Below are 11,513 nucleotides of genomic sequence, written 5' to 3'. Positions count from 1 at the left end.
TTGCGTGTCTCACCGGAACCGATCACCGGACGACGATGGCTAGCTCCGGAAAAGATTATCTGCGGGTCAGCACAACTCCGTGCCATGGATACCCGACAGGCGTTGCTTGTCGACGCGTTCGCCGCGGAGCCGACGGCGGGCACACCGACCGGCGTCGTCCCTGAAGCCGACGGACTGACCGACGACCAGATGCAGGCCGTCGCCAGCGAACTGGGGGCCACCGAGACGGCCTTTGTCCTGCCGGCGGCGGACGCCGACCGCCGGCTTCGCTGTTTCTCGCCAACAAAGGAACTGGCGCAGGCAGAGACGGCGACAATCGCCGCGTACGCGGCGCTCTACGAGCGTGGTGAAGTCGACGCCGCCGAATTAACGGTCGCCACAGCTGGAGGCGAAATCGCCATCGAAACCAAACCGAACGGCATGGTCTGGGTCGAGCAGGGCCGAGCCGACATCACCGAGGTCGATATCCCCTACAGCGATGTCGCGGACGCGCTCGGACTCGACGCGGCCACGCTCAAGGACGTGGGCGCGGACCTCCCGCTCGTGACAGCCGACGCGAGTGAGTCGTGGCTCATGGTCCCGGTCAACTACTTCGAGCATCTGAGCACCCTCGCCGTGGATGGGACCGCCGTCGCCTCGCTCTGTGACCGCGCGGACGCAGTCGGCGTGTACCCGTTCACCTTCGACACCATTGGCGGCGACGCAACGCGCCGGTCGACGTTCCACGGGCGAGCCTTCCGCGCGGGGAGCCGGACAGAAGAGCCGGTAAGCGCGGCAGCATCGGGGGCCTGCGCGGCGTTCGTCCGCCGCTACGGGGCGCTCGATGACACCGTCGAACAGATCATCGCCGAGGGCGGGCATTTCCGCGACCGACCCGGGACGGTGTCAGTCGATACCGACGGGACCGAGGTGTGGGTCGGCGGTCGCGGCGTGACCGCATTGGACGGCACGGTAACTGTCCCCGCTGTTGACGACGACGATATTATCGAAGCGTGACCGTCCACACCGCACCGGCAGCCTGACCGCCTAATTCACTCGAAATCGAGTGAAGAGCGATCTCTCACTGGTTGCAACCGGAACATCCTTAATTGTCGTTGAAGATGGTACGAATGAGTCCATGCCAACACTGTGGCTCGACGAAATCGGTGCCGACGACCTGGCGCGGGTCGGCGGCAAGGCGGCGTCTCTCGGAGAACTGACCGGAGCGGGCCTGCCCGTTCCGTCGGCGTTCGTCGTTACCGCCGACACGTATCGGTCGTTCATCGAAGCAACTGGAATCGACGAGCCGCTGTTCGAGGCCGTCGATGTCGACAGCGACGACTCGCAGGCGCTGGCCGAGGCAGCCGAACGCGCTCAGGAGTTGATCCTGGAAACCGACACCCCACCGTCGGTCCGCGAGGACCTGCTGGCTGCATACGACGAGATGGGCGACGAGGACGTTGCGGTGCGGTCTTCGGCAACTGCCGAGGACCTCCCGGACGCCTCCTTCGCCGGCCAGCAGGACACGTACCTGAACGTCTCGCGTGCGGACCTCCTGCAGCGAGTCAAGGAGTGCTGGGCCTCGCTGTTCACACAGCGGGCTATCTACTACCGCAACGAGAACGACTTCGCACACGACGCCGTGGACATCGCCGTCGTCGTCCAGCAGATGGTCGACGCGGAGAAATCCGGCGTCATGTTCACCAGTCATCCCTCGACCGGTGGCCCGACGGCCATCACCGAGGCCGCGTGGGGACTGGGCGAGGCGGTCGTCTCCGGTGCGGTTTCGCCCGACAACTACATCGTCGACCGCGAGACGGGCACCATCGACGAGGTGACCGTCGCCGACAAGAAGGTGATGTGTGTTCGGGGAGAAGACGGCGAGACAATCGAGCGCTCCGTCCCCGAGGAGAAGCGCAACGAGCGCGTCCTCTCGGAGGACGAGATTCACCGGCTCATCGAAATCGGTGAGCGCGTCGAAGACCATTACGATACACCACAGGACGTGGAGTGGGCGGTCTACGAGGGGGAGGTGTACCTGCTGCAGTCCCGCCCGATCACCACTATCGACGATCCTGAAGGGAGCGCCGGCTCGGCCAACGAAGCCGAGAGTCAACCGCCGGGGGCAAAATCGGGTGTCGCCGACGGCGGAGCGATGGAGAGCCAGTCGGAGTCGGTCCGGCTCTCCGGAATCGGCTCCGCGCCGGGCCGGGTCACTGGCGTCGTCCGCATCGTCGACAAACTCGACAACCTCGACAAGGTCGAGGACGGCGACATCATCGTCGCCGAGATGACCACGCCGGACATGGTCCCGGCGATGAAACGCGCCAACGGTATCATCACCGACGAGGGCGGGATGACCAGCCACGCAGCCATCGTCTCCCGTGAACTCGGCGTTCCAGCCGTCGTCGGTGCCGAGGACGCGACACAGAAACTCCGGGACGGCGAAACGGTCACGCTCGACGGCGACAAGGGCACAGTCGAGAAAGGGGCCAAGGTTCCCGAGACGACCGGCGAGGAAGAGGATGCCGGGCCGGTCGAGGCACACTCGCCCGTCAAACCGATGACCGGAACGGAGGTCAAGGTCAACGTCTCCATTCCGGAGGCCGCCGAACGGGCCGCCGCGACGGGGGCTGACGGCGTCGGCCTGCTGCGCATCGAGCACATGATCCTCTCGACGGACAAGACGCCCTCGCGCTACGTCGAGGACCACGGCGAGCGCGCCTACGTCGACGAAATCGTCGAGGGGGTCCGCTCGGTTGCCGAGGCGTTCTACCCGCGGCCGGTCCGCGTCCGGACCCTCGATGCCCCATCCGACGAGTTCCGCCAGCTCCAGGGCGGCGAAGACGAGCCGAGCGAGCACAACCCGATGCTCGGCTATCGGGGCATCCGGCGCTCGCTTGACCGACCCGGCGAGTTCAAGCTCGAACTCCGGGCGTTCGAGCGCCTGTACGACCTCGGCTACGACAACGTCGAACTGATGCTCCCGCTGGTGACCGACGCCGAGGACATCCTGCGGGCGAAGGCGCTGATGCAGGAGGTCGGCATCGACCCCGAGAAGCGCGACTGGGGCGTCATGGTCGAGACGCCGGCGAGCGCGCTGTCCATCGAAGACATCTGTGAGGCCGGTATCGACTTCGTCTCCTTCGGGACGAACGACCTCACGCAGTACACGCTGGCCGTCGACCGCAACAACGGCAACGTCGCCGACCGCTTCGACGAACTTCACCCGGCCGTTCTCGAACTCATGCGCCAGGTCATCGGGACCTGCCGCGAGCACGACGTCGCCACGAGCATCTGTGGCCAGGCCGCCTCGAAGCCCCAGATGGTCGACTTCCTCGTCGACGAGGGAGTCACCTCTATCTCGCCGAACATCGACGCCGTGCGTGACGTCCAGCACGAGGTCAAGCGCGTCGAGCAGCGCCTCCTGCTGGAATCGGTCCGCTGAGGCCGCGGCCGCCCGACGTAGCCAGCAGATTTTTTTGCACCGTTCGCTTCGTTGCGGTATGGCACCCGAATCGACACCGGAAGCCAAGAGTATCAGTTCCGGTGTGTCCTACATCCCCTTCGGCATCCCCGGACTGGACGGACAGGTCCGCGGGATTCCGACCGGGAGCACGGTCCTGCTGGCCGGGGCGTCGGACGCGGGCGGCGATGCGTTCACCTACACGAGTCTCGCGACGCTGATGCTCGCGAAACACCGGCCCGAGATGGTCCCGAACAGCGTTGCCCGGCGCAGCGAGGCGATTCCCGACTCGGTGACCTACATCACGCTCTCGCACGACCGCGAACACGTCTACAGCGAACTTGACGCCGTGCTCGACGGCTATCAGTTCGACACGCTCACGGACAACATGACCGTCGCGGACTTCTCCCAGCGTTTCATGGAGCTGTTGCCGGTTCCGGAGCCGCTGTTCGATGCGCGACGGAGCGACGCCGAAATCGAACAGCCCGACGCGGAGCCACCAGAGTCGGAGCCCGACGAGGGGACCTTCGAGAAACTGCTCGCCGACATCAGCGACCGGGTAAGCGACGCCGCGGAGACGCTCATCGTCATCGACTCGCTGACCGACCTCGAACGAGCGACGGAGTTCGGTCTGCCCCAGAACCACGAAATCGCGTTCCTCATGGGGCTCCGGGAGGCGGTCGTCAACTGGGGGACCGTGGCCTTCGTCAAACTCGACCGGCCCGCGGGCGACGTGCGCTCGGACGAACTCATCCACGGCCTGCTGCACGGCAGCGTCTACTTCTACTCCAACGACAAGGGGTTCGAGACGTACCGGACGATGCGGGTCGGCTCCTTCGGCGGCGCGCTCGACACCGAGCGCCAGACCGTCTTCGAGTCGCTGATCGGTCCCACGGGCTTTCGAGCGAAGGCGACGAAGAAGATCGGGCCGTCGAACTGGTAATTCGGTCGGGACGAGCGCTACAGGACCAACTACGGACGGCTGCCCCGTTCTGGCCACCGTTTCGCCGTCAGGGCGAATAAACAGCAGACAACGGACATGCCCGAGCACAACGGCTAAACCGCTCCCCCTCTATACTCGCGATAGATGCTCCAGCGGGCAGAGCCACAGGACTTCGAGCGCGTCCTCTCGTCGATGTGTACGGTGCCGCATCCGTCGGCACGCGAAGCGGCGGAACGCTTCCTCGCGACGAACCCCGGGGACCCCGGTACGTACGAGACCATCGCCGACCTGGAACGCGAGGCCGTCGACTATCTCGGCGACATCACCGGGCTCTCGGACCCCGCGGGCTACGTCGCCTCGGGCGGCACGGAGGCCAACCTCCAGGCGATACGTATTGCTCGTAACCGCGCCGATACGGACGACCCGAACATAGTTGCGCCCGTCCACGCACACTTCTCCTTTACCAAGGCCGCTGACGTACTCGGTGTGGAACTGCGGACCGCGCCGGCGACGGACTACCGCGCCAACATGGAAGCGATGGGTGAACTCGTTGACGAGGACACGGTGTGTGTCGTCGGCGTCGCTGGTTCGACCGAGTACGGCTACGTCGACCCGATTCCGGCCATCGCCGACCTCGCCGAGACGGTCGACGCACTCTGTCACGTTGACGCCGCGTGGGGTGGTTTCTACCTCCCCTTCACCGACCACGACTGGCACTTCGGCCACGCGAACATCGACACGATGACGATTGACCCGCACAAGGTCGGGCAGGCGGCGGTCCCCGCCGGCGGGCTACTCGCGCGCGACCGATCACTGCTTGATCAACTCGCCGTCGAAACGCCATATCTGGAGTCGACTGACCAGCTCACGCTGACCGGCACGCGCTCGGGCGCTGGCGTGGCCTCCGCCGTCGCGGCGATGGAGTCGCTGTGGCCGGCTGGCTACGAGCAGCAGTACGAAACGTCGATGGCCAACGCCGACTGGCTGGCCGACCAGCTGTCGGCGCGGGGCCACGACGTGGTCGGCCCCGAGCTTCCGCTTGTCGCGGCCGATCTCTCGATGCCGATGACCGACGAACTCCGGGACCGCGGCTGGCGGGTCTCAAAGACCGGGGCTGGCGAGATGCGTGTCGTGTGTATGCCCCACGTTACGCGGTCGATGCTGCGGTCGTTCGTGGCGGACCTCGACTGGTACTGAATCGCGGACCTCGACTGGTACTGCGTCGCCGCCCTCGGTCCCGAACATACTGGTATTGACTACTCCCGAGAAGACATACGAAGGTTTAGAAGTGCCTGTTTGCTACAGAGGGTCGTGGACCTGGTAGTACCGACCACAGCGTTCATTGCCTTCATCGGTGACTGTACGACCGCCGGCACTCCACTGTCGCCGCTGGAAGAGGCCGTCTGTACGGCCACCGGTCCAACCGGACTGGGTATCATCGCGGTGTACTCGTTTCTGATCGCGTTCATTCTCCCACTCCCGAGCGAAGTTGTACTAGTTCCGGCCGAAACGCTTCGGCTTGGACTCTCTACGAACGGGAATCTGGTGGCGATTATCCTCGTCAGTGGTCTCGGGAAGGCGTTCGGCAGTCTCGTCGCCTTCCACATCGGTCAGGAGGCAAAGGAGTACGGCCCACTCGTGCGCTGGATCAAGCGCTCACGGTTCAATATCATCGAATGGTCGGAGAAGAAGACGGTACAGCTCGCACAGAAGTACGGCTACGTCGGCCTGGCGCTCGCGCTCTGTGTTCCCTTCTTCCCCGATACGATCTCTATCTACGCGTTTACCGTCCTCGAACGCGACTACTATCGGTTCGGCGCGGCGACGTTCTTCGGCAGTGCCGGGCGGCTCGTCGTGACGCTCGGGCTTGCCGGCGGCACACTCGTGCTGCTGTGACCCGGAGCGCGGCCACCACGCCGAAACCAACCCCCTTTTGACCCGTCGGTGGCACACGAACAGGTATGAGCAACGACGAGTTTCCGACGGACCAGCCGGCGGTCGTGACCTGTGGGTTGCCCTACGCGAACGGTGACTTGCACGTCGGCCACCTCCGGACGTACGTCGACGGGGACGCGCTGTCGCGCTCCCTCCGGCGAATCGGCCAGCAGACAGCGTTCGTTTCGGGGTCGGACATGCACGGTACACCGGTAGCGGTCAACGCCGCCGAGGAGGGTGTCGAGCCGCGGGAGTTCGCGCTTGACTTCCACGAGACCTACGCCGAGACGTTCCCGCAGTTCAACATCGAGTTCGACAACTACGGGCACACCGACGACGAGACCAACGTCGAACTCACCCAGGAGTTCGTCCGCTCGTGGGTCGAAAACGACCACGTCCACGAGAAGGAGATCGAGGTCGCCTGGGACACCGAGGAGGACCAGCCCCTCCCCGACCGCTACGTCGAAGGGACCTGTCCCTACTGCGGGGAACAGGCCCGCGGCGACGAGTGCGACGAGGGGTGCCAGCGCCACCTCGAGCCCGGCGAGATCGAGGACCCGGTGTCGACGCTGACCGGCAACCCCGCCGAGTACCGCACCCGCGAACACAAGTTCCTCCGGCTTGCAGACTTCCAGGAGTACCTCCAGGGCTTCCTCGACCGCCTGGAAGGCACCGACAACGCCCAGAACCAGCCCCGCGAGTGGATCGAGGGCGAACTGCAGGACCTCTGTATCACGCGGGACATGGACTGGGGCGTCGATTATCCGGAGGACGTCGATGGCGGCGACGAACTGGTGCTGTACGTCTGGGTCGATGCACCAATCGAATACGTGGCCTCGACGAAGCAGTACGCCGAGCGCGTCGGCGACGACGAGTACGACTGGGAGCAGGTCTGGAAGGTCGACGGCGAGGAGCACCACGGCACCGAGTGGGACGACGAGTGGTCCGACGACAACGGCGAAATCATCCACGTCATCGGGCGCGACATCATCCAGCACCACGCGGTGTTCTGGCCGGCGATGCTTCGCGGGGCGGGCTACAACGAGCCCCGGTCGATTCTGGCGACCGGGTTCGTCGGCATCGACGGCAAGGCGCTCTCGACCTCGCGCAACCGCGCTGTCTGGGCCGACGAGTACCTCGATGCCGGCTTCCACCCCGACCTGTTCCGGTACTACATCGCCACTGGCGCACAGATCGACACCGACGTGGACTTCTCCTGGGACCGCTTCCAGGAGCGGGTCAACGGCGAACTCGTCGGCAACGTCGGCAACTTCATCTACCGCTCGCTGCTGTTCGCCGAGCGCAACTACGACGGGACGCCCGACGCGCCCGTCAGCGACGACGTGCGCGACCGAATCGAGTCGGCCATCGAGGACTTCGAGGCCGCCGTTCGGGAGTACGACGTGCGCGAACTCGCCGAAATCGCCATCGAACTCTCGAACTACGGCAACGAGTACATCCAGCGCAACGAGCCCTGGAACCTCGTCGACGACGACCCCGAGCGCGCCGAGCAGGTCATCCGTGACTGCGTCCAGCTAACGAAGGCTGTCGCGGTGCTCATGCAGCCCGTTCTGCCAGGCAAGGCCGAGCGCCTCTGGGGCCAGCTCGGCGAGCAGGGCTCCGTCGCCGACGTGACCCTCGACAGCGCGCTCGAAGCGCCGCCGGCCGAGTTCGGCGAGCCCGCGGAGCTATTCGAACAGGTCGAGGACGACCACATCGAGGCGCTGAACGAGGAACTGCAGGAACGGGTCGAGGAGGCCAGCGAGGCTTCGGCAGAAGCCTCGAATGAAGGCGGCGAAGCCGCCGGAGACGAAGTGGACGACGGCGACGTGGACACCGCCGACCTCCAGCCCCTCGTCGAGGACCGCATCAGCTTCGAGGACTTCGAGGGCGTCGACATGCGCGTCGGCGAGATCCGCAGCGCCGAGCCGGTCGAGGGCGCGGACAAGCTCCTGCGGCTGGAAGTCGATATCGGCCACGAGGTCCGGCAGGTCGTCGCCGGCCTCCGACAGCTCCACGACGCCGAGGCCCTCCCCGGGACGCGCGTCATCCTGCTTGCGAACATGGAGAAAGCCGAGCTGTTCGGCATCGAATCCAACGGGATGGTGCTGGCCGCCGGCGACGAGGCGGACCTGCTGACGACTCACGAGGACGCGCCGCTGGGGACCCGCATCAAGTAAGCCCAGTCGCCAGCGCTTTTGTAGTCACGGCACGTACCGCGGACCATGGATGACGACGGGGCCGCACGAGACGATGCGGCCGCTACGGGTGACACGTTCACCGAGGAGTACGAACTGGCGACGGAAGCCGACATGATTCAGGTCGACGGTGACGCGGCCGATACGGACGCAGCCGACGAGGAGGAGGGCGCGGTCGCCGGCTCGTTCGCCCCGGACCTGGAAGTGACTCCCGATGCGCCGAAGCCTGAGAACGTTGTCTTCGTCGCGCTAGGGGTCTGCATCGCGATTCTCGCCCTCGGACGGATGTTCCTCGGGGCGGAGATGTACGCGCCGTCCATACTCGGCGGCGTGGTCCTGTCTGTCGCGCTCGGAACCGCTGTACTGTACGGGTTCTTTGTCCGGACGAGCGACGCGTAAGACCTGCACCGGTGCCTTCAGAGTCGCGCTCTCTACCCCGACACTTAATCCTGCTCCGACACTAAGTCGGGGCATGGTGAACCCGCTGGCGGCAGTTGCCCCACTGCAGGCCGAACCACTGTTAGGTATGTCGCTCTCCATTCTGCTGTTTCTGGCCGGCGCGGGCCTCATCGTGGGCGAAGCGCTCGCCCCTGGGACCCACTTTTTCGTCCTCGGCGTGGCCCTGCTGACGGCGGGGCTGGTCGGGCTGTTCATCCCAGCGAGCCTGGGTATCTTCGCGCCGCTCATCCTCACAGTCATCGTCCTGGCGACCACGGCGGTCACGCTCTGGGGGTATCGAAAGCTCGATTTCGCCGCGCCGGGCCGCGGCCAAACGCTCAGTTCCGACTCGCTTACTGGCCAGTTCGGGACTGTGACCGAGCGCGTGACCCGAAGTGACGGCGAGGTCAAACTGGAAGACGGCGGCTTCAATCCGTACTATCAGGCCCGCAGTTCCGGCGACCCGATAGAGGAGGGAACGGAGGTCATCGTCATCGACCCCGGCGGCGGGAACGTGCTGGATGTCGAGCCGGTAGAGTCGGCGAGCGACGAAATCGACCGCGCACTCGAACGTGATCGAAACCGGGGCAACGAGAGCGACGACACCGAACCGGAGCGAGAGTCGGAGCGGGCGTAGGTGTGTAATTCGGTAGTTTGTGACAGGGACACCGAAGCCTTTTCCTTGAGCGCTCCGGAGGTTTGACTGTCATGTTCCCCGCGACAGCACCGCTACAACCCGGAGGACTCATCGGTTTCGTTACCGTAATCTTCCTCCTGATCGCCATCGCGCTGGTGTACTCCAGCGTCGTGATCATCCGCCCGTACCAGAAAGGTGCCTACACGGTCCTCGGCACCTATCGCGGCGTCCTCGACCAGGGGATTCACTTCATCTACCCCTTCGTCTCAGACGTGACGCGGTTCGACATGCGTACCCAGACGCTCGACGTGCCACGGCAGGAGGCAATCACCCGCGACAACTCGCCGGTGACCGCCGACGCCGTCGTCTACATCAAGGTGATGGACCCGAAGAAGGCGTTCCTCGAAGTCGATAACTACGAGCGTGCCGTCTCCAACCTCGCCCAGACGACCCTCCGTGCCGTGCTGGGTGACATGGAGCTGGACGACACGCTGAACAAGCGGGGCGAAATCAACGCCCGAATCCGGAAAGAACTCGACGAACCCACCGACGAGTGGGGTGTCCGCGTCGAGAGCGTGGAGGTCCGCGAGGTCAACCCGTCCAAGGACGTCCAGCAGGCCATGGAGCAACAGACCTCCGCCGAGCGGAAACGCCGTGCCATGATTCTGGAAGCCCAGGGTGAACGGCGCTCCGCCATCGAGACGGCGGAAGGTGACAAGCAGTCCAACATCATCCGCGCGCAGGGTGAGAAGCAGAGCCAGATTCTGGAAGCCCAGGGTGACGCAATCTCGACCGTCCTCCGCGCGAAATCCGCCGAATCGATGGGCGAGCGCGCCGTCATCGACAAGGGGATGGAGACGCTCGCCGAGATCGGCCAGGGCGAGTCGACGAAGTTCATCCTCCCGCAGGAGCTCACCTCGCTGGTGGGCCGCTACGGCAAGCACCTCCAGGGCTCGGACGTGAAGGAGAACGGGCACGCGCTGGAAGCGCTCGACTTCGACGACGAGACCCGCGAGATGCTCGGTCTGGACGACATCGAGGAAATCCTCGGCCAGATCGACGAGGAAGCGCAGGTCGACGTCGAAGCGATGGAAGAGGAAGCCCAGAAGATCAAGGAGGGCCAGGACAGTGGCCTCGACAGCGCCGACGAGATGATTCAGGAGATGGACGCCGAAATCGACGACGACTCGGGCACGACTGACGTGGCCGGCGGCCCCGACGACACGACGCGAACGTCGGAAGTCGACAAGGACGACTAGTCCTGATAACCAGGCGAAGACGTTTTATTACCGACCCACCTTTTCGGTAGCAATGACGCGTGAGGGCGACGTGGACGAGGACAAGCGGGCGACGCTCCGTCGCTTTGCCGCCCTCGGTGCAGCGAGCCCGTTTGCCCGCTTCGGCGATAGCGGGAGCGAGAGCGACGCGCCCGACGCCATCGCCGGGTACGTCTCCGCACATCCCGGGACGCACTTCTCGAAGCTTCGCGACGACCTCAAACTCGGGACCGGCGAGGCCCAGCATCACCTCCACCGGCTGGAAAACGAGGACGTCGTCGCCTCACAGAAGGACGGCGACTACCGGCGGTACTTCCCGGCTGGCCAGTTCTCCGAGTTCGAACAGGTGGCGCTTGGCTACCTGCGACGCTCGACAGCCCGCGGGATGCTCGTCACGCTCCTTCGCCGTCCGGACGTGACGGCCTCTGAACTGGCCACCGAACTGGACGTTTCGCGGCCGACGGTGAGCAACTACGCCGGCGACCTGGAGTCCGCCGGACTGCTGTCCCGAGAAGACGGGTACGCGGTGACCGAGCCAGAGACAGTGTTGACACTGCTTATCCGGTACGCCGATTCGTTCGATGACGATGTTGCCGAGCTAGCGGGCGAGGCCGACTCACTGCTGCGGTACGATCCCTGA

At 65.2% G+C, this 11,513-nt stretch carries 10 protein-coding genes; all 10 read left to right on the top strand.

Features of this window, described 5'->3' with window-relative positions; translation table 11 throughout:
* The first annotated feature begins 84 nt into the window (after nt 1-84).
* The 10 genes from AV929_RS17740 (at nt 85) to AV929_RS17695 (ending at nt 11,513) form a co-directional block, all read left to right on the top strand.
* Nucleotides 85-996 carry a PhzF family phenazine biosynthesis protein gene (locus AV929_RS17740; protein WP_064288878.1) on the top strand — a complete coding sequence of 304 codons (912 nt, stop codon included), beginning with the start codon at nt 85-87 and terminating at the stop codon, nt 994-996.
* A gap of 121 nt (nt 997-1,117) precedes the next feature.
* Entirely contained in the window at nt 1,118-3,427 is a 2,310-nt protein-coding gene (gene ppsA, locus AV929_RS17735) for a phosphoenolpyruvate synthase (RefSeq protein WP_064288877.1), read from the top strand.
* A 58-nt stretch (nt 3,428-3,485) separates the two neighbouring features.
* Nucleotides 3,486-4,388: a chemotaxis protein CheY gene (locus AV929_RS17730; protein WP_014041023.1), complete on the top strand. Its 903-nt coding sequence runs from the start codon at nt 3,486-3,488 to the stop codon at nt 4,386-4,388.
* Between the two features lie 144 nt (nt 4,389-4,532).
* Entirely contained in the window at nt 4,533-5,585 is a 1,053-nt protein-coding gene (mfnA, locus tag AV929_RS17725; RefSeq protein ID WP_064288876.1) for a tyrosine decarboxylase MfnA, read from the top strand.
* A 114-nt stretch (nt 5,586-5,699) separates the two neighbouring features.
* Entirely contained in the window at nt 5,700-6,284 is a 585-nt protein-coding gene (locus AV929_RS17720; protein ID WP_064288875.1) for a YqaA family protein, read from the top strand.
* 65 nt (nt 6,285-6,349) lie between these two features.
* Nucleotides 6,350-8,503 (top strand): methionine--tRNA ligase, encoded by a 2,154-nt coding sequence (metG, locus tag AV929_RS17715; RefSeq protein WP_014041026.1) that lies wholly within the window; start codon nt 6,350-6,352, stop codon nt 8,501-8,503.
* A 45-nt stretch (nt 8,504-8,548) separates the two neighbouring features.
* Nucleotides 8,549-8,920 (top strand): hypothetical protein, encoded by a 372-nt coding sequence (locus AV929_RS17710; protein WP_064288874.1) that lies wholly within the window; start codon nt 8,549-8,551, stop codon nt 8,918-8,920.
* 73 nt (nt 8,921-8,993) lie between these two features.
* Complete coding sequence (locus AV929_RS17705; RefSeq protein WP_064288873.1) at nt 8,994-9,596, top strand: NfeD family protein; 603 nt, start codon at nt 8,994-8,996, stop codon at nt 9,594-9,596.
* Nucleotides 9,597-9,667: 71 nt separating this feature from the next.
* Nucleotides 9,668-10,855, top strand: a complete 1,188-nt coding sequence (locus tag AV929_RS17700) for an SPFH domain-containing protein (protein ID WP_050036924.1) — start codon at nt 9,668-9,670, stop codon at nt 10,853-10,855.
* Between the two features lie 52 nt (nt 10,856-10,907).
* Nucleotides 10,908-11,513 carry a MarR family transcriptional regulator gene (locus AV929_RS17695; protein WP_050036925.1) on the top strand — a complete coding sequence of 202 codons (606 nt, stop codon included), beginning with the start codon at nt 10,908-10,910 and terminating at the stop codon, nt 11,511-11,513.

This window comes from Haloarcula sp. K1, assembly GCF_001647155.1.
Classification (GTDB): Archaea; Halobacteriota; Halobacteria; order Halobacteriales; family Haloarculaceae; genus Haloarcula; species Haloarcula hispanica.
Note: the sequence above shows the minus strand (reverse complement) of the source record. Positions and strands in the feature narration are given on the sequence as shown.

Coding starts and splice junctions, on each gene's coding strand:
- AV929_RS17710 (WP_064288874.1), top strand. CDS start 8,549: ATGGATGACGACGGGGCCGCACGAGACGATGCGGCCGCTACGGGTGAC.
- AV929_RS17695 (WP_050036925.1), top strand. CDS start 10,908: ATGACGCGTGAGGGCGACGTGGACGAGGACAAGCGGGCGACGCTCCGT.
- ppsA (WP_064288877.1), top strand. CDS start 1,118: ATGCCAACACTGTGGCTCGACGAAATCGGTGCCGACGACCTGGCGCGG.
- metG (WP_014041026.1), top strand. CDS start 6,350: ATGAGCAACGACGAGTTTCCGACGGACCAGCCGGCGGTCGTGACCTGT.
- AV929_RS17705 (WP_064288873.1), top strand. CDS start 8,994: ATGGTGAACCCGCTGGCGGCAGTTGCCCCACTGCAGGCCGAACCACTG.
- AV929_RS17730 (WP_014041023.1), top strand. CDS start 3,486: ATGGCACCCGAATCGACACCGGAAGCCAAGAGTATCAGTTCCGGTGTG.
- AV929_RS17700 (WP_050036924.1), top strand. CDS start 9,668: ATGTTCCCCGCGACAGCACCGCTACAACCCGGAGGACTCATCGGTTTC.
- AV929_RS17740 (WP_064288878.1), top strand. CDS start 85: ATGGATACCCGACAGGCGTTGCTTGTCGACGCGTTCGCCGCGGAGCCG.
- mfnA (WP_064288876.1), top strand. CDS start 4,533: ATGCTCCAGCGGGCAGAGCCACAGGACTTCGAGCGCGTCCTCTCGTCG.